The organism is Tissierella praeacuta (assembly GCF_040396155.1).
GTDB classification, from domain to species: Bacteria; Bacillota; Clostridia; order Tissierellales; family Tissierellaceae; genus Tissierella; species Tissierella praeacuta_A.
The window spans coordinates 151,312-171,331 of record NZ_JBEBOY010000002.1 but is presented as its reverse complement, the minus strand read 5'-3'; the positions used below and the strand labels follow the sequence as shown (position 1 = coordinate 171,331).

16 protein-coding genes and 1 riboswitch are annotated in these 20,020 nt (G+C 31.2%); all 16 genes read right to left on the bottom strand.

All coding sequences use genetic code 11. The features are described 5' to 3' along the window. Positions 1-10: 10 nt before the first annotated feature. Positions 11-301: an Asp-tRNA(Asn)/Glu-tRNA(Gln) amidotransferase subunit GatC gene (gene gatC, locus ABWP20_RS02015; RefSeq protein ID WP_353093230.1), complete on the bottom strand. Its 291-nt coding sequence runs from the start codon at positions 299-301 to the stop codon at positions 11-13. A gap of 121 nt (positions 302-422) precedes the next feature. Next, positions 423-2,414 carry an NAD-dependent DNA ligase LigA gene (gene ligA / locus ABWP20_RS02010; protein ID WP_353093228.1) on the bottom strand — a complete coding sequence of 664 codons (1,992 nt, stop codon included), beginning with the start codon at positions 2,412-2,414 and terminating at the stop codon, positions 423-425. A gap of 4 nt (positions 2,415-2,418) precedes the next feature. Next, positions 2,419-4,620: a DNA helicase PcrA gene (gene pcrA / locus ABWP20_RS02005; RefSeq protein ID WP_353093226.1), complete on the bottom strand. Its 2,202-nt coding sequence runs from the start codon at positions 4,618-4,620 to the stop codon at positions 2,419-2,421. Between the two features lie 245 nt (positions 4,621-4,865). Next, entirely contained in the window at positions 4,866-5,414 is a 549-nt protein-coding gene (locus ABWP20_RS02000; RefSeq protein ID WP_353093224.1) for a hypothetical protein, read from the bottom strand. 87 nt (positions 5,415-5,501) lie between these two features. Then, the gene (locus ABWP20_RS01995; RefSeq protein WP_353093222.1) at positions 5,502-5,963 is read right to left on the bottom strand and encodes a chemotaxis protein CheX; all 462 of its coding nucleotides are present in this window, start codon (positions 5,961-5,963) and stop codon (positions 5,502-5,504) included. Beyond that, positions 5,963-6,385 carry a bacteriohemerythrin gene (locus tag ABWP20_RS01990; RefSeq protein WP_353093221.1) on the bottom strand — a complete coding sequence of 141 codons (423 nt, stop codon included), beginning with the start codon at positions 6,383-6,385 and terminating at the stop codon, positions 5,963-5,965. The genes ABWP20_RS01995 and ABWP20_RS01990 overlap by 1 nt, the downstream gene beginning before the upstream one ends. A 239-nt stretch (positions 6,386-6,624) precedes the next feature. Next, a complete protein-coding gene (locus tag ABWP20_RS01985; protein WP_353093220.1) occupies positions 6,625-6,924 on the bottom strand; it encodes a YerC/YecD family TrpR-related protein in 300 nt (99 codons plus the stop codon). Between the two features lie 90 nt (positions 6,925-7,014). After that, positions 7,015-8,685 carry a formate--tetrahydrofolate ligase gene (locus ABWP20_RS01980; RefSeq protein ID WP_353093218.1) on the bottom strand — a complete coding sequence of 557 codons (1,671 nt, stop codon included), beginning with the start codon at positions 8,683-8,685 and terminating at the stop codon, positions 7,015-7,017. A 242-nt stretch (positions 8,686-8,927) separates the two neighbouring features. After that, complete coding sequence (purD, locus tag ABWP20_RS01975) at positions 8,928-10,178, bottom strand: phosphoribosylamine--glycine ligase (protein WP_353093216.1); 1,251 nt, start codon at positions 10,176-10,178, stop codon at positions 8,928-8,930. 18 nt (positions 10,179-10,196) lie between these two features. Beyond that, entirely contained in the window at positions 10,197-11,729 is a 1,533-nt protein-coding gene (gene purH / locus ABWP20_RS01970) for a bifunctional phosphoribosylaminoimidazolecarboxamide formyltransferase/IMP cyclohydrolase (protein WP_353093214.1), read from the bottom strand. A 10-nt stretch (positions 11,730-11,739) separates the two neighbouring features. After that, entirely contained in the window at positions 11,740-12,363 is a 624-nt protein-coding gene (purN, locus tag ABWP20_RS01965) for a phosphoribosylglycinamide formyltransferase (protein WP_353093212.1), read from the bottom strand. Further along, positions 12,351-13,385 (bottom strand): phosphoribosylformylglycinamidine cyclo-ligase, encoded by a 1,035-nt coding sequence (gene purM / locus ABWP20_RS01960; RefSeq protein ID WP_353093210.1) that lies wholly within the window; start codon positions 13,383-13,385, stop codon positions 12,351-12,353. The genes purN and purM overlap by 13 nt, the downstream gene beginning before the upstream one ends. A 273-nt stretch (positions 13,386-13,658) precedes the next feature. Beyond that, positions 13,659-15,002, bottom strand: a complete 1,344-nt coding sequence (gene purF / locus ABWP20_RS01955) for an amidophosphoribosyltransferase (protein WP_353093208.1) — start codon at positions 15,000-15,002, stop codon at positions 13,659-13,661. A 19-nt stretch (positions 15,003-15,021) separates the two neighbouring features. Continuing rightward, the gene (purE, locus tag ABWP20_RS01950) at positions 15,022-15,513 is read right to left on the bottom strand and encodes a 5-(carboxyamino)imidazole ribonucleotide mutase (RefSeq protein WP_353093206.1); all 492 of its coding nucleotides are present in this window, start codon (positions 15,511-15,513) and stop codon (positions 15,022-15,024) included. Positions 15,514-15,524: 11 nt separating this feature from the next. Beyond that, entirely contained in the window at positions 15,525-19,211 is a 3,687-nt protein-coding gene (locus ABWP20_RS01945) for a phosphoribosylformylglycinamidine synthase (protein WP_353093204.1), read from the bottom strand. Positions 19,212-19,352: 141 nt separating this feature from the next. Then, positions 19,353-19,453: riboswitch (purine riboswitch) on the bottom strand. A gap of 124 nt (positions 19,454-19,577) precedes the next feature. Beyond that, complete coding sequence (locus ABWP20_RS01940) at positions 19,578-19,988, bottom strand: NUDIX hydrolase (RefSeq protein WP_353093202.1); 411 nt, start codon at positions 19,986-19,988, stop codon at positions 19,578-19,580. Between the last annotated feature and the right edge of the window lie 32 nt (positions 19,989-20,020).

Sequence of the window (20,020 nt, the reverse complement as noted above, 5' to 3'; positions counted from 1 at the left end):
TCACCCCTTCTTATTCCACTATCCTTAGTAATTTAAAATATCCATATTGTTCTTCTATTGCATTTTGAAGGACTTCTTCTCTAGTTAATCCTTCTCCTTCTTCTACTATATCTTCTCTTAATACTTGAATATGATTATTAACTTGATAAGTAGGTTCCACATTTTCTGTATCTACTTCATTTAATGTTTCTATATATTCTAGAACTTCTGCAAACTTATTTGTAAACTCATCTATCTCTTCTTCTGAGAACTTTAATCTAGCTAAATTAGCTATATGTTCTACCTGTTCCTTAGTAATCATAATCTTACCCTCCTAATTATTCAATTGAAAATCGAGAATTAAAACACTAAACAATTAATATCTAAAAATTGTCTACTCAACTAAATATATAAAAATATTTTATAACTATTGCTTTAATTTTTCAATTATTCTTTGTTAATTGTAATAATGTTTCCTCATTTATTATCTCAATGCCTAATTCTAATGCCTTAGTATATTTAGAGCCTGGGTCTTCTCCTACTATAACATAGTCTGTTTTCTTACTAACAGAACCTGTTACTTTCCCCCCCATTTTCTCTACAATATCCTTTATTTCATTCCTACTAAGTCCCTCTATTGTACCTGTAATAACTACAGTTTTATCTGTAAATATAGATTGCTGTACTTCAACTTCTTCAAAATATGGATTTACACCTTCAGATAATAACTTATCTAGGCTTTCTAATATTCTTTCATCATGAAAGAACTCTAAAATACTATTAGCTATTATCTCTCCAACTTCTCCTACAGTTATTAATTCTTCAAAGGTTGCCTTTTTTAGATTGTCCAGTGATTTAAAATAATTCGCTAAATCATTTGCTGTTTTTATGCCCACATTATTTATTCCCAACGCATATATAAAAGATGTTAAGGATATATGTTTAGATTTTTCTATAGCTTCCAATAAATTATTTGTCTTCTTATCCTTAAATCCTTCTAATTTAATTAAATCCTCATATTTTACTTCATATATCTGAGGTAAATCTACTATATCTAATTCCTCTAGAAACTTTTCTGCTGTCTTTTCACTAAATCCTTCTATATTCATAGCATCTCGACTAGCAAAATGAACTAGTCTTGATACTAACTGTGGTTTACAAGATAATGAATTTGGACAAAATATATGAACTCCATTTTGAATCAGTTCGGAATTACATGCTGGACAATGTATAGGTTTTTCTATTTCATAAGTTTCATCATCTGTTTCAACTATTCCTAATATCTCTGGAATAACATCATTGGATCTTCTAATAAGTACCCTCGAGTTTATCCTTACTCCTTTTCTTTCAATATCGTCATAATTATTCAATGTGGCCCTTCTAACTGTAACTCCTCCAATTTCCACTGGCTCTAGTATTGCAGTAGGCGTTACCTTAGATGTTCTTCCAACATTCCATACTACTTCTAATAATTTTGTTGTAGTCTCTTCTGCCTCAAATTTATAAGCTATTGCCCACCTGGGAAATTTATTTGTATAACCAAGAATCTCCCTAGTTCTTATATCATCTATTTTTATAACTAGTCCATCAGTTAATATATCTAGATTATGCCTTTCTTCCTTTATTATTTCAATTTCCTTAATTATATCTTCTATTGATTCGAATTCTTTTACATAGGGAAAAACAGGTAATCTATTTTCTTTTAAAAATTCCAATACCTCAGTATGTTTTTGAAATGTCTTTCCTTCTATATATCCTATATTATAAAAATATCCTATTAGGTTTCTTTCTGCTGTCACTTTAGAATCTAAATTTCTTAAAGCTCCTGCTGCTGCATTTCTAGCATTTTTAAGGGGTTCTAATGCATATCTATTGTATTCCTCCAATGCAGATAAAGGCATTAACCCTTCACCTTGTACCTCCATAACTCCTTTAAAATCTATCTTTAAAGGAATAGATTTTATGGTCTTAAGCTGCGGTAATATAGCTTCTCCAATGGTTCCATTTCCCCTTGTAGCACCTTGTACCAATAATCCATTATTATAAGTAAGGTTTATAGTCAGTCCATCAAATTTATATTCCACTATATATTTTGGATTAGGTAGTTTATCTTCATTAGATAAATTGTATTCATTTATAGCCTTTCTAACTCTATTATCCCAGTTAATTAGCTCTACTTCATTTTGACTCTTATCTAAACTCCACAATCTCCCTAAATGAGTATGTTTTTCAAACTTATCTACTAACTCTCCTCCTACTCTCTGCGTTGGAGAATATAGATGTATTATCCCAGTTTCCTTTTCTAATTTTATTAGTTCATCATATAATAAATCGTATTCCTTATCAGATACCTTAGGCTCGTCTAAGGTATAATAATGATAATTCAAATCACTAATTATCTCTATAAGTTCTTCTATTCTTTTTTCATTATCCATAATATCACCTCAATATTTCTATAGGAGCAATGGAAAGAAGCAATCTTTTTAGACCTTCTCCATCAAATGATATCACTAATTCCTTATCATTATCTCTATCCTTTATTTGAACTATAGTGCCTATTCCAAATTTCTTATGTTTTACTTTATCTCCTACACTTACATCTAAATTTATATCACCTTGAGGTTTAGACTGAACTTGCATTACAAATGGTTTAGGGGAAAATCTTTCTTTTTTAGCTGTAAAATCCCTTACTGATACTAGCTGCTCCTTAATATTTTTCTTTTCTTTTCTTTCTATAGCATCTCCCATTTCATCAATAAATCTAGATGGTAGGGTATAGTTTACATTCCCATAAATTGTCCTTACTCTTGCATTGGTTATGAATAATAGCTTTTTCGCCCTAGTGATGGCAACATAGCAAAGTCTTCTTTCTTCTTCTAATTGTGACTCATTGTCTAATGCTCTAGTCATAGGAAATAGTCCATCTTCCATACCAACTAAAAATACAGTTGGAAACTCTAACCCCTTAGCACTGTGTACAGTCATCATTGTAACTACATTAGTAGTGTCAGATGTTTTATCTACATCTGAAAGTAAAGCTACATTGGCTAGAAATTCTTCTAAATTACTTTCTCCCATTCGTGCTTCAAAGTCTATTGCAACAGATATAAACTCTTTAATATTTTCTATTCTTGTTTGAGCCTCTATAGTATCTTCTCTTTCTAAATCCTTAATATATCCTGTAGTATTAATAACTTCCTCTATAAAATCTTTTACTCCCATTATTTCCTTCATAGCTATAAGCTTATTCATCATATCTATAAATGGCTTTAAACTATTCTTTGCTCTAGAATTTAAATCCGATATCTTATCTAAAGATAATAATGCTCCATAAATAGAATCATTGGTCTCTGATGCAAATTCCTCCAATTTATCTATAGTCGCATTTCCTATTCCTCTTTTAGGAACATTTATTATTCTTTTAAGCGAAATATTATCTACTGGATTTTCTAGTACATTTAAATAAGCTACTATGTCCTTTATTTCCTTTCTATCATAGAATTTAAGTCCTCCTACGATTTTATATGGAATATTTTTTCTCATAAAAGATTCTTCAAAAGAACGAGATTGAGCATTGGTTCTATAAAGTATAACACAATCAGATAGACTGTACTCTTGAGATATTAGTTCATCTATTTTACTAGCTACAAATAATGCTTCATCTTCAGAATCTGGCAACTCTTCATAATATATAGGTTCCCCCTCATTATTTTCAGTCCATAGATTCTTATCTTTTCTTTCAGAGTTGTTTTTTATTACTCTATTGGCTAAGTTAAGTATATTCTGTGTAGATCTATAATTTTGCTCCAATATTATAGTTGTAGATCCTTGAAAATCATTTTCAAAGTTTAGGATATTAGTAATATCAGCTCCTCTCCAACCATAAATAGATTGCGACTCATCTCCTACCACACAAATATTCTTATACTTGTCTGATAGCAACTTAATTAATTCATATTGTACCTTATTTGTATCTTGGTATTCATCCACAAACACATATTGAAATTTCCTTTGATAATAGTCTAAGATATCAGAATTTGACTTTAAAAGCTGTACTGTTTTTATTATTAAATCATCAAAATCTAATGCATTATATTGCTTAAGCTTTTCTTGATATAGAGCATATAATTCTCCAATATTCCTTAAATAAAAATCCTTATAATTTTGATTTATAAATTTATCTGGATCTGTCATAGCATCTTTTAATTTGCCAATCTGAGATAAAACCGAAGATTCCTTATATGTGTCCTTATCTAGATTTTTTTCTTTTATACACTCTTTTATTAATGTTATCTGGTCATCTCTGTCATATATTGTAAAAGATCTATTATATCCGATTTTATCAATATCTCGTCTAAGTATTCTAACACAGATCGAGTGAAACGTACCCATCCACATATTATCTACATCTGTCGATAATAGCTTGGCTACCCTTTCTTTCATCTCATTTGCAGCTTTATTTGTAAAGGTTATTGCCAAAATATTTCCCGGGAAAATTCCTTTTTCTTCGATTAAATATGCTATTTTATGAGTTACTACTTTAGTTTTTCCTGACCCTGCCCCTGCTAAAATAAGCAGAGGTCCTACGGTATGTAATACAGCATCTCTCTGTCTATCATTTAATCCATTTAGGTAATCCATTACTCCACACCTTTCTAAACATTCGTTTCTTTCTTTCCTATTATATAATAAATAGGACATTATTCCAATGAAGTAAGAAAAAATATTAATTTATCAATATTTAATTTAATCTAATAACAATTAAAACCATAAAACACCACCAAAATATCCTATTTAGTTAGTAAACAGAATATCTGGGAGTAACATCATAAATGTAACTTTTCAATTAAAACAAAAAAGAACCCATAATGAGTTCTTAAACTATATTATCTTACTGCCTTCAGTCTTGCGATGTCACTCCAATTATCAGCAGTAGCTATCTCTATTCTTGATATATTCGACTTTATTTCTGCAAGTTCTTGTTTGATTTCATGTCTGAATTCCGTTAAATTAGCAGTCTGTTCTATTACACCTTCAAGTTTTATAAGAATTTCTTTCTGTCCTTCTTCTAGACTTTTTTGTGCTTTCATTAAGTCATTTTGATTTTCCAATAGATTTTTTTGACTATCTTCTAATTTTTCTTGTCTTTGTCCTAATCTCACTTGACCTTCTTCTAATCTTTCCTGTCTTTCCTCTAGTCTTATTTGCCCTTCTTCTAATTTTATTTGTCTATCTTCTAACTTTTCTTGTTTTTCTTCTAATCTTTTCTGTCTTTCTTCTAGTCTTCCTTGTCCTTCTTCTAGTTTCCCTTGTCTCAGTTCTAAGTTCTCTTGTCTTTTTTCTAATCGTTTCTGTCCATCAACTAAATTATTTTGTCCGATTTCTAAGTTTCCCAATTTCTCCAATACTAATATTTGAAATTCTTCATTAGTCATACTTGCACCTCCCCTTATCCCTATCTCAATTATATCCTTTAATATAATTATATATTAGTAATATTTATTATACAATACAATTAAAATTTAATTTTCTGCTAAAAATATATTAATATCGAATTCACCGATAGGTGTTTTTAGGGGCATAAGTAATGCCTTTCTGTTTGCCATGGAAATAGATTTATATTTCCCTATGATTATTTGTGGTGGAGCAATATCACATATATAATTATGATTAGTTAAATTAGTTATTGCATTTCCTCCAATAATATTCGCTACCTCACCTAATGCTGATGATACAAAGTTATCAATTTCATCCATTTCCATTCCTGACATTATCTTTACCATTTCCAATGTCATATCTTTAGTAAAACCAAATAAAATTGTACCTTTTAAATCCCCTGTAACCCCAAGGACGACATTTGCTTCTTTACTGCAAACCATATCATCTACTACTTTTAAATTACCTCTTTCAACATTTGTATCAAGCATTAATTGAAATACATCCTGAGTTGCTTTATAAAAGGAGTTTATATATTCTGCTTTCATTAATCTTGTCCTCCTTTTTCTCTTACATATTCTCCAATCTTTTGATCCATTTTACCAACATGCATAATTAGCCATGTCATAAGCTTAGCACTGAACTCTTGCATCTTTTCCTCCGTAAATCCGCCTTCCTCAAAAATCCTAGCATAGTCATTAATTCCTTCTTTAAATTTTCTATGAGCTTCTTTGTGTATCTCAATATCTGGATAGTTGATCTTTGCTTGGTATGCCTCTTCATCATCAAAATGAAACACTACGTACTCTTTCATAAATTCCATTGTTTCTTTTACCTTGTCCAATCTTTCATCCCAATCAGTAGTTTTACTTTGAACAATCTGGATAAACTCTGATAAACGCTTAAATAATTCCTTATGCTGTTCATCAATTAATTCTACCCCTACTTTGTATTTATCTTTCCACATCATTTCTACCCCTTCTTTCTATCCCAAGTTTTATACATTCTTTAGATAAATACCCTTAATACACAAATCATAACAAGTTTATCCATATAATAAAAAGCAATAACCTTTAACTGGTCATTGCCTTATTATCTTAATCTAAAATCATTTATAGCATATCAATATCTTAAATCAAAATTATACACTACTATTATTTCAATTCTTTTATGTATTACAATAAGAAACAAGGGACTCTTGGTCCCTCACTAATCTATTATACCAAGTTTTCTTAATATAATATTATATCCCTCTGCACCATAGTTTAAAGCCCTGTTTATCCTGCTTATTGTTGCTGTACTAGCACCTGTATCTGCTTCTATCTCATTATAAGTCTTATTCGCTTTAAGTAATTTTGCAACTTCTAATCTTTGTGCTATTGCTTGTATTTCCTTTATAGTGCATATATCCTCAAAAAACCTATAGCATTCCTCCTTATTGTCCAGAAGTAAAATTGCCTCAAAAAATTTATCTACCTGATCAGATTTTATTTTTGAATTAAATTCCATATTTCTTCCTCCTAATAGATTATAGTTTTATCCTAAAGTGTTTAAAATGACATAGGGATAATAATAGCTGGGTCTTTGCCCAGCTATTATTTAGAATAATCCTACTATTTCTCCACTTGGCAATATATCAATATTGTTTGCAGCTGGAACCTTTGGTAATCCTGGCATTGTCATGATTTCTCCCGTTAAAGCTACTAAGAAACCTGCACCTCTAGATACCTTTATATCTCTAACTGTAATTTTAAATCCTCTTGGCCTACCAAGTAAAGTTGGGTCATCTGAAAGTGAGTATTGAGTTTTTGCCATACAAATTGGCATCTTATCAAATCCCAACTTTTCTATATTAGCAATTGTTTTTTCACAAGATTTAGTAAAGTCAACTCCATCTGCACCATAAACTTCCTTAGCTATTTTTTCAATCTTAGCTTTAATTGAGTCTTCAACATCATATAAGGTCTTGAAATTGGATTCTTTTGTTTCACATACTTCTACTACAGCCTTAGCCATTTCTATTCCGCCTTCTCCACCTTTACCCCATACTTCTGATAATACAGCTTCTGCACCTAATGACTTACATCTTTCAAGTACGTAATTAAGTTCAGCTTCAGTATCTGTTGGGAATTTATTGATAGCCACTATAGCAGGTACTCCAAATTTATTAATATTTTCAATATGTTTCTCTAAGTTTTCAAATCCTTTAGCTAATGCTTCTAGATTTTCAGAACCTAATTCATCCTTCTTAACTCCACCATTGTATTTCAGTGCTCTTATTGTAGCTACAATAACAGTAGCATCCGGTTTTAATCCACCAAATCTACATTTAATATCAAAGAATTTCTCTGCGCCTAAATCTGCACCAAATCCTGCCTCTGTAATTGTATATTCTGCCATTTTTAGGGCTAATTTTGTAGCTAACATTGAGTTACATCCATGGGCAATATTTGCAAACGGTCCACCATGGATTAATGCTGGTGTGTTTTCTAATGTTTGAACAAGGTTAGGGTTTACAGCATCTTTCATAAGTAATGCTACTGCACCTTGAGCTTGAAGATCTTTAGCAAATACTGGACTTCCGTCAAATTTATATGCCACGATGATTTCTCCTACTCTAGCTTTGAAATCTTCCAAATCTTTTGATAAACAGAATATTGCCATTATCTCTGAAGCAACTGTTATATCAAATCCATCTTGTCTTGGCATACCATTTGGTTTTCCACCTAATCCTACTACTATATCTCTTAGAGCTCTATCATTCATATCAAGAACTCTCTTCCATACTACTCTTCTTGGGTCAATATTCAACGCATTTCCTTGGTGAATATGATTATCTAATAAAGCCGAAATTAAGTTATGAGCTGTAGTTATTGCATGAAAATCACCTGTAAAATGAAGGTTAATATCTTCCATAGGTACTACTTGAGCATATCCTCCCCCAGCGGCTCCTCCTTTAATACCAAAGCTAGGTCCAAGGGATGGTTCTCTAAGAGCTGTTATAGCAGTCTTACCTATTTTATTTAAACCCATTGAAAGCCCTATATTTGTAGTAGTCTTACCTTCTCCTGCTGGAGTAGGGTTAATTGCAGTAACTAAGATTAGCTTTCCATCTGGTTTGTCCTTTAATTCCTCCAAAAGTCTTAGGTCGACTTTTGCCTTATACTTTCCATAATGTATAAGCTTATCTTCATTTATCCCTAGCTTAGACGCTACCTCAGATATCGGCATCATTTTCGCTTCCTGAGCAATTTGAACATCAGTCTTCATACTAATTCCTCCTTATATTTATTTTATATTACCTATTATTAAAATTACCTAAGTAAATTATACCCTTACTAATATGGACTAAATCTTAATAAAATAAATATCTTCCTAAAGGTTTTTTATTGCTTCAACCTATTAAAAAATTATAGTACTATATAGTATTATAACAGAACAATATTTTTTTTGAAATCCTTTTCAATAAAAAAAGCAGGTTTTCCCCTGCTTTATAAATTAATAGTTAACAATTAGAGTTTTCCTATATCTTTTCTATATTTCATTCCATTAAATTGAAGCTTTTCTATGTTTAAATATATATTTTCTCTAGCTTTTTCAATTGTATCTCCTAAACTAGTAACAGATAGGACCCTTCCTCCATTTGTAGTCAACTCTTTATCTAATCTCGTACCATTATGAAAGAGTATAATACTTTTATCTAGTTCATTTATTCCTGTAATTCTAAATCCTTTTTCATAATCACTAGGATAACCATCAGATGTAATTACTACAGTAACACAAGCTTTTTCTTTCCATTCTAAATCTGATTTAATCAATGTCCCGTCTATTGTTTTTTCAAATATATCAATTATATCTGATTCCAGTCTTGGAAGCAGTACTTCCGTTTCAGGATCACCAAATCTTACATTAAATTCTAGGACCTTTGGCTCCCCATCTACTATCATCAAACCAATAAATAATATTCCTCTAAAATCCATTTTTTCTTGATTAAATCCAATTTTTATATTATTAAGTATATTCTTTTCAATTTTTTCCTTCAGTTCATGATTGAAAATCGGACTAGGCGAGAAGCATCCCACACCTCCAGTATTCGGTCCTTCATCACCATCATATATCTTCTTATAGTCTTTAGCAGATTCCATTGGAATTACTTTGTCCTTAGTGACTACACAAAGAAGTGATGCCTCTATACCATCTAGGAATTCCTCTATGACTACTTTTTCTCCTTCAGAACCAAATATTTTTTCCCCTAAAATATTATTCAATGTATCTATAGCTTCCTTCTCATTATGGCAAATGATTACACCTTTTCCAGCACATAGCCCATCTGCCTTTATAACTAATGGATAGGTGAATTCCTTAATCCCATCTATTGCTTCATTTAAATTGGTATATGTCTTATACTTAGCAGTAGGGATATTATATTTTTCCATAAAGCCTTTAGAGAAATCTTTGCTGCCCTCAAACTCAGCACACTCTTTATTAACTCCGAAAATCTTTAATCCTTTTTCCTTAAATTTATCTACTAATCCCAATACTAAGGGCAATTCTGGTCCTACTACAGTTAAATCTATATTATTTTCCATGGCAAATTGAACTAATTTATCTATTTCATCTACATTTATAGATATATTTTCAGCTATTTCAGCCGTTCCACCATTTCCTGGAGCACAATAAATTTTATTTACCCTCTTGCTTTGAGCTATTTTCCAGCATAATGCATGTTCCCTGCCACCACTGCCTATAACTAATACTTTCATCTTCTTACCCCCTAGACATTAATGTTTGAAATGTCTTATACCAGTAATTATCATGGCAATGCCACTTTTATTGGCTTCTTCTATTACTTCTTTATCTCTTATAGATCCACCTGGTTGAATTATTGCTGTAACTCCAGCCTTTGCCAAAGATTCTATAGAATCTTTAAATGGGAAAAAGCCATCTGAAGCTAAAACTCCACCCTTAACTTTTTCTCCAGCTCTTTCTATTGCATTTTGCACTGCCCATACTCTATTTACTTCTCCTAGTCCAATACCTATAGTTGCTTTATTTTTAGCTATAACCACTCCATTGGATTTTACACTTTTTACAGCTTTCCAAGCAAATAATAGGTCTTCTATTTCTTCCTCTGTAGGACGTTTTTCCGTTACTATTTTTAACTCTTCATTTAATAAGATATTATCTTTATCTTGAATTAAAAGCCCACCTAATACTTTCTTTTTATCTAATTCTTTATAATTCTTATCCATAATATCTTTTATTTGTAATACTCTTATATTCTTTTTCTGAGTAAGTATCTCTAGTGCCTTTTCAGTAAATGAAGGTGCCATTACTATCTCAACAAATATTTCATTTATTCTAGCAGCTACTTTTTCATCTATTTCCCTATTAGCTGCAATTATTCCACCAAATATAGATACTTTATCACATTCATAAGCTTTCTCATAAGCCTCTAATATATCTTTTCCACTGCCAATACCACAAGGATTAGCATGTTTTACAGCGACTACAGTAGGTTCCTCGAATTCCTTTAAAGCTTCGATACAACCATTAGCATCATTAATATTATTGAAAGAAAGTTCTTTTCCATGAAGTTGTATTGCTCCTGCAATAGTGCCTTCTTTTTTTCCCACTTCCTTATAAAAAGCTGCTCTTTGATGAGGATTTTCTCCATATCTTAATTCTTTCTTAGATTTATAAGCTAAAGTTAGTATATCTGGAAAAACAACCTCTTCTATTTCATTAAAATAATTTGATATCAAAGTATCATAATAAGCTGTATAGTTAAACACCTTTCTTGCTAAATATTGTCTTGTCTTTAAACTAGTTTTTCCTTCAGATTTTAATTCATCTAATACCATTAAATAATCCGATGGGTCTACTATTACTGTTACATCATTATAGTTTTTAGCTGCTGCCCTGATCATAGATGGTCCACCAATGTCTATATTCTCAATGATTTCTTCATGGGTTACCCCTTGTTTCTTTATAGTCTCTTCAAAAGGATAAAGGTTGTTTACTACCATATCAATAGGATTAATTTCCATATCTTTTATTGTTTTTACATGTTTCTCATCATCTCTCCTATATAAGAGTCCACCATGGATATATGGATTTAAAGTCTTTACCCTACCATCTAATATCTCTGGAAATTTAGTTACATCTTCCACTTCTATTACTTCAATCCCAGCTTCTTTTAAAATTTTATGTGTTCCGCCAGTTGATATTATCTCCCAGTCTAATTTCTTTAATTCCAATGCAAATTCTACTATACCTTCCTTATGAAAAACACTAATCAACGCCCTTTTCATTACTTCACCTCTATTTTATAATCACTTTTCTTCCCTGAATAGTTAGTCTATCTTCACAATATAGTTTAACAGCTTGTACTAAGAGTTTATGCTCTACCTTTAATACTTTTTCTTTTAATGTGGTTACTGTGTCCTGATTATCTACGTATACAATTTCTTGAAGTATTATAGGTCCTGTATCCGTTCCCTCGTCTACAAAATGAACTGTAGCACCTGTTACTTTTACTCCATAGTCCAATACTCCTTGATGTACATTTTCACCATAATATCCCTTTCCACAAAAACTAGGTATCAAAGAAGGATGAATATTTATTATTCTTTCCCTAAATTCTTGAATAAACTCTTTAGATAGGACTTTTAAATATCCAGCTAGAATAATTAGCTTAACATCTTTTTCTTTAAACCTTTTTATTAATTCTAAATTATATTCTCTATCATTATTAAATAATTTCCTATCTAAATATATGCTTTCTATTCCTGCATCTTTTCCTCTAGTTAAACCATAAGCATCTTCTTTATTAGAAATAATTAGTTTTATTTCTCCATTTATATTTCCATCTTTAATATTATCTATTATAGACTGGAGATTAGTACCTCCTCCAGAAATTAAAACACCCATATTTACTGGTGACATAATACTACTCCTTTGTCTCCTTTTTTAACTTCACCAAGAATTACAAACTCCTCTCCTTGGTCTTGTAAAAATTTAGCTATATCATTTAATTCATCTTTACTCACTGCCATAACCATACCTATTCCCATATTAAAGGTACCATACATTTCATCTTTAGAAATATTTCCCCATTGTTGCAGTAGGTTAAAAATAACTGGTGTATTTATTTTAGCAGTATCTATATAAACTGTTAGCCCATCTGGTAACATTCTTGGAATGTTTTCATAAAAGCCTCCTCCAGTTATATGGGATAATCCTTTAATATTAAATTTTTCTACTAAATTGTATACTGGATTCGTATATATTCTAGTAGGTTTTAGAAGTTCTTCACCTATGGTACAGCCTAGTTCTTCTATATATTGATCTACTTTCATATTTTCCTTATCAAATACTATTTTTCTTACAAGGGAAAAACCATTGCTATGAACTCCACTAGATGGCAGCCCTATAATATAGTCCCCTTCTTCTATTGTAGAACCGTTTATTATTTTTTTCTTATCGACTACTCCTACACAGAAACCTGCCACATCATATTCTTCTTCTTTATAAAATCCTGGCATTTCAGCAGTTTCTCCACCAATTAATGCACAACCTGCTTTAATACATCCATTAGATACACCTTCTACGATACTAGCCATCTTCTCAGGTACAAGCTTTCCTGTAGCTATATAATCTAGGAAAAATAAAGGCTTAGCTCCTTGACAAAGTATGTCATTGGCACACATAGCTACACAATCTTCACCTATTGTATTATGTTCATCCATCATAAAAGCTACTCTTAACTTTGTCCCTACTCCATCTGTTCCCGATACTAAAACTGGTTCTTCATAGGATTTAGTATCTAATTGAAATAAACCTGCAAATCCGCCTATATCTGATAGCACTCCTGGAATATGAGTTTTCTTTATCATCCCTTTTATAAGCTGTACTTCTTTATATCCTGCTTCTTTATCTACACCTGCATCTTTATATGTTAAACTCATGCCGAACCCTCCAATCCATAATTCCCAATTCACAGTATTTTTTTATTTGCATCTCATTAGATTAAAACATGATAAAATACTAATGATTTATAATCTGATGGTAAATATAAGTTTAAAAATCACAAATTTATTTCTGCTTAATTACATGATTTACAATATTTATGACCTTGACCTTAATTTTAAGTCTATGAAATATTAATTTTGCAATTATATATTATTTAAGTTATACATCATACATTTCTTTAATATTAATTACCTTCATTATATTTATAATTATTCGATACCATTAGATATTGGATAATCATTACTTAAACATCCTGTACAAAATAATTTTCCTCCTGAAGCCTTTAATAATCCGTCAAGAGACAAATATTCTAAGGAATCTACTCCTATTAATTCTTTTATTTCTTCCTTTGTCATTTGAGCCGCTATTAAATTTTGTCTATTAGGTGTATCCATACCTAAATGACATGAATAAAGAACTGGCGGTGAAGATATCCTTACATGTATTTCCTTTGCACCTGCATTTTTTATCATCTCAATAGTTCTTTTTATAGTAGTTCCTCTTACTATAGAGTCATCTACTAATATTACTCTTTTCCCTTCAACATTTTCCTTTAATACATTAAGTTTTATCCTAACTCCCTGCTCTCTTAATTCTTGAGTAGGCTCTATAAATGTTCTTCCAACATATCTATTTTTTATTAGTCCTTCTGCATAGGGAATTCCCGATTCTTCTGCATATCCTATGGCTGCTATTGTACCAGAGTCTGGAGCACCTATAACAATATCTCCATCTACAGCAGATTCTCTAGCTAACTCTTTCCCTGCTTCTATTCTTGATAAATAAATGCTCTTATTATCTAATTTACTATCTGGTCTTGCAAAATATATTATTTCAAACAGACATAGCTTTTTGCTTTTTGAAGCTTTTCTTATTGATTTCAACCCATTTTCATCTATAACTACAATTTCTCCAGGTTCTATATCTCTTATAAATTCAGCTCCTATAGTATCAAAAGCACAAGTCTCTGATGCTATTATATAATCTTCTCCAATTTTTCCTAAAGAAAGAGGTTTAACCCCATAAGGGTCCCTTGCACCTATTAACTTATCTGTAGTCATCATAACAAGTCCATAGGTACCATTTATAGTATCTAAAGCCTTTATTACAGCATCTTCTATATTATCCTTATGATATCTTGCAATCAGGTTAGCTATTACTTCAGTATCTAATTGGGATTGAAATATGGTGCCATTGTCCTCTAACTCATCTCTTAATCTTTCAAAATTTACTATAGCACCATCATGAGCCAATGCCAATGCACCTCTTTTATATCCTACAACTAAAGGTTGTGCATTTATAGTAGTATTATCACCTATAGTTATATATCTTACATGTCCTATACCAATATTTCCTCGAAGCCTTTCCATAGTTTCCTTTGGAAATACTTCATGTACTAAACCTGAGTCCTTAAAATAATCAACAAACCCATTGTTATTTACTGCAATACCAGTACTTGCTTGACCTCTATGTTGTAATGCATATAATCCATAGTATATTATTTTTGACACATCATTTCTTTTCTTGCTATAAATTCCTACAACTCCGCTCAAGATTGCACCTTCTCTCTAGTTAGTTTCTACTCGCAGTTTCGCAACTCAAATTTATTTGCTCGACTTCCGTTGCCATCTCTTTTTTGTATTCCTTAAATTTTTCTCTTAGCTCAGGATACTTTATAGAAAGCATCTGAACTGCTAGGAGTCCTCCATTTTCTCCACCATCTATGGCTACTGTAGCTACTGGAACACCCTTTGGCATTTGTACTACAGAAAGAAGTGAATCTAATCCGTCCATAGTGGAGGATTTAGCAGGAATTCCTATTACAGGAAGAGGGGTTACTCCTGCTAATACTCCAGCCAAATGGGCTGCCTTTCCAGCTATGGCTATAATAACTTCTGTATTGTTTTTTTCAGCATTTTCAGCAAATTCAATAGCCTTATACGGAGTTCTATGGGCAGATATTACTTTTAACTCATATTCCACTCCAAATTTATCAAAAATCTTTATTACCTTTTCCGCTATAGGTTTATCTGATATACTTCCCATTAATATACTAACTTTCATCCTCTATTCTCCTATCTAAAATATTTTATACCTGATTCAAAAATCTTATGTTTTCCTAATATTTCTGAATTCTTATATAATCCATTTCCAATTCTATCTATGGAGGAAATAGTACCTAGTATCCTTCCATCAGGACTAGTTATAGATTCTATACCATATATAGCCCCAGTTGGATTTTCATCTGCAAATTGAGTTGAAACTTGTCCCTTAGCTATTAATTCATCTACATTTTCTCCTACTACTCTTCCTTCCTTTGTAGCTACTGGAACAGTATATATATCTCCTACTTTCATTTCGCTAAACCAAGGTGATAGATTTGAACTAACTCTTATATTAGTTAAAGTTGAAGCAAACTGACCACTCTTATTGTAAATAATATTTAATCCATTATTATCCGAATCATTTTCCATTAAACCTAATTTCATCAATCCCAAGAAACCAGCACCTACACCAAGTATTAACCCATCTCTTTTATATAAATGATTATTTATTTCTTCCTTTATATAAGGATTACTTAATATTAGTTTCATCAATTTTCCGCCAGTCTCTGGTTCATCTCCTAGTAACGAGCCATTTGGCAATCCTATTATTTGATAATCCTTAATTATTCTTGCTAGCTCCTTATATGATTCTTCCATGTCTTTTATAGATAAAGTTTTAAATACAAATGTATCTACTTTGCCTCCAATTTCTTCAAAGCAACGGGTCATATCATATTCTCCATGAGTTCCCGTAAATATTGGTATTAAAACCTTTGGTTTTACTATATTAGCTTTTCTTGTAACTATATTTCCTTTACTATAAACCATACTTTCTATGGACTCTTCATCTTTATATACTGGGAATACTTCATTCAATGGTTCCTCAAAGGATTTAATTAAAGAATCTAGTTGGATGATTTCTTTATCTATTTCAATATATTTTTCTTCTATGGTAGTTCCAAGGATTCTATAATCAGCATTCTCTAATGTTTCTATATCCTTTAACTCAACTACTATGGAGCCATATAATGGTTTAAATAATTCATCTTTATTTATTTCATTAAACTTAAATCCTATTTTATTGCCTATGGTCATTTCTGCAATAGATCTTCCAATACCACCAAATTTAACTGTGGAAGCTGAAATTATTTGACCTTTATTTATTAGTTCCTTAATTGTAGAATAATTTGATTTTAATTGATTAAAATCAACCATACCATTTTCATCTATATCCAACTTAACTAATGCCACAGTTGAACCAGCTTTTTTAAATTCTGGTGAAATAATATTTTTTACTTTATCTGTAGTCACTGCAAAACTAACTAAAGTTGGTGGAACATGAATATCTTCAAATGTACCACTCATACTATCCTTTCCTCCAATACTTGGAGTATCTAATTCTTTTTGTACTAGAAATGCACCAAGTAATGCAGAAAATGGTTTTCCCCATTTAGTTGGATCATTACCAATTCTTTCAAAATATTCTTGGAAAGTTAATCTTATCTTTTTGTAATCTCCACCCATGGCTACAATCTTAGCAACAGATTCTATAACAGCATAATATCCACCATGGAATGGGCTCCATTTTGAAATCTTTGGCTCATAACCATAACTCATTAAAGAGCAAGTATTTGTTTCTCCTTCTAATACAGGAAGCTTTGCTGCCATTCCCTCTGCCGGAGTAAGTCCATATTTACCACCCAAAGGCATCAACACTGTGCTTGCTCCTACAGTATGGTCGAAGCCTTCTACTAAACCTTTTTGACTGCAAATATTTAAATCCTTTACGTTTTCTATAAACGCTTCTTTAATATTCTTTCCTTCTATATGGGATGGGATTTTATTTAAATATAGTTCTTCCATAGGGTGTTCTATATTAACTTTATTTTTCTTTCTTATACCGTTTGTATCTAGGAAATCTCTCTTAATATTTACTATAGTCTTTCCTCTCCAAACCATTTTGAGAACTTTCTCCTCTGTAACCTTAGCAACTACTGTGCCCTCTACATCTTCTTCTTTTACAAAGGACTTAAATTTTTCTAGATTTTCTGGTGCTATAACTACAGCCATTCTTTCTTGAGATTCAGATAATGCAATCTCTGTACCATCAAGTCCAAGATATTTTAGTGGCACTTTATCTAATTCAATGAAAAGTCCATCTGCTAATTCACCTATAGCTACTGAAACTCCTCCAGCACCAAAATCATTACATTTTTTAATCATCTTAGATACTTCTTCATTTCTAAATAGACGAACTATCTTTCTCTCTATAGGAGGATTTCCTTTTTGTACCTCTGCACCAGATGTGTGTAAAGATTCTTCAGTATGTTCCTTAGAAGAACCAACAGCTCCACCTAATCCATCTCTACCAGTCTTTCCCCCTACTAAAACAATCAAATCTCCTGGCTCAGAATTTCCTCTAAATACAGCATTCTTTGGTGCTGCTGCAACTAATGCACCTAATTCCATTCTCTTAGCCATATAACCTTTGTCATATATTTCCTTAACATATCCTGTTGCCGCACCTATTTGATATCCATAAGAACTATATCCAGCCTTAGCTGTTTGTGTAATCTTTCTTTGCGGTAATTTTCCAGGTAAAGTATCCTCATATTTAGATCTTGGATCTGCGGAACCTGTAATCCTCATGGCTTGATATACATATGCTCTTCCTGATAATGGGTCTCTTATGGCTCCACCTAAACAAGTAGATGCACCACCAAAAGGTTCTATCTCTGTAGGATGATTATGAGTTTCGTTTTTAAACATCAATAACCATTTTTCATTTACTCCGTTCACATCTACATCTATTTCAATGCTAGCAGCATTAACTTCATCTGATTCTTCCTTATCATCTAGTAAACCTTTTTTCTTTGTTTCTTTCATATTGATAGTAGCCAAATCCATTAAACAAATTGGTCTTTCTTTATTCTCATAAACAAATTCTTTAGATTTTATATATTCATTTAATGCATTTTGAAATACTTCTTTATACTTTCCTTCTTCCATAGATATGTCTGTAATTTCTGTCATAAATGTAGTATGTCTACAGTGATCTGACCAATAGGTATCTATTAATTTCAACTCTGTAATAGTTGGATTTCTATCTTCTTCTTTAAAATGTTTCTGGCAGAATAAGATATCTTCTATATCCATTCCAATTCCATATTTTGATTTAAAAAACTTTATATCGGATGGATTCATATCTATAAATCCATCTATTATTTCAATATCTTTTGTGGTTTCTTCTTCACTTTCAAATTTAAAGCTATCAACGGAAACCTCTTTCATCTCTACTGGATTCATATAATATCTTTTTATTTTATTCAATTCTTCTTCTGTTATGTTTTCTAGTATTATTATCTTTGAATTTTGCACTATTATATCTTCATTTTTTGTTAACATTCTAATCATTTGATTTGTAGAGTCTTCTCTTTGATTGTACTGACCTTTTAGATATTCAACTCTAAATAATCTTTCATTTGCTTTAATTGGAAGGTTATTTTCATATTTATTATCTAGGATTTCTTCAAAGAGTATTTCTTTGACTATTACTTCCTTTTCTCCTTCTGTCACATTAATTAAATCATATACATTAACTGTCCTTACCGCTTTTAAATTTTTCACTCCTAAATAATCTCTAAAATCTTTCAATAATAACTGTCCTTCAGTGTTAAACTCTTCTTTCTTTTCGATAAAAATTCTTTTAAATTCCAAATTTAACCCTCCTCAAAAAATTAAATTAAGCCCAGCCGGGTAGGCAAAGCGAAACCTACCCGACTGGGCTTTTATCCCTTCGGTGTAATACCTTTTAGAGTATCTGTACCGCTTGGTCCAGCAAGATAAAATCTTCGGAACCCTAGGTACACTTTCGCTCATAGCTAAATGATTCTCGGTCATTTGTAGAAACGTCCCAACCATATTATGGAACCTATATGAGCAACGTATTTATTATTTATTACACTTACATATTAACAGTATGGTTTATATATGTCAAGAATTGTTTTAAAATAAAATTGATATTTATCAAACTATTTTTCATAATCTTCTTTATTCCATTACAATGACTTAAATTCTTCTATTTTAAAATATTAATGGAAAAATATTGTACTTATCCATATCATCCAAAATGTCTTCAAATATTAGTTCTCTTAACTCCTCTTCAAATACCCATTTATAGTTACTATGTTCTTCTGAAAGTTTAATTTTATCATCTTTTGCATAGCATCTATATACAAGTATAACTCCCTGCTTTTCAGGATTGGTTTTAAAAGTAGTAGCATAGAGAAGCCTATCTATGGAAATATCTAATCTAACTTCTTCTCTTACTTCCCTATATAATGCTTCTTCTAATTCTTCTCCAAATTCAACTTTTCCTCCAACAAACTCCCAATTACCTGCTCCAATGTGTTCATTAGCATCACGTTTTACAATTAAAACTCTATCATTATACAGAATTATTCCTTTAACAATAACAATCATATTGTTTTCCAAACCTTTACCTCCTAAGCTCTGTCAAAATCATC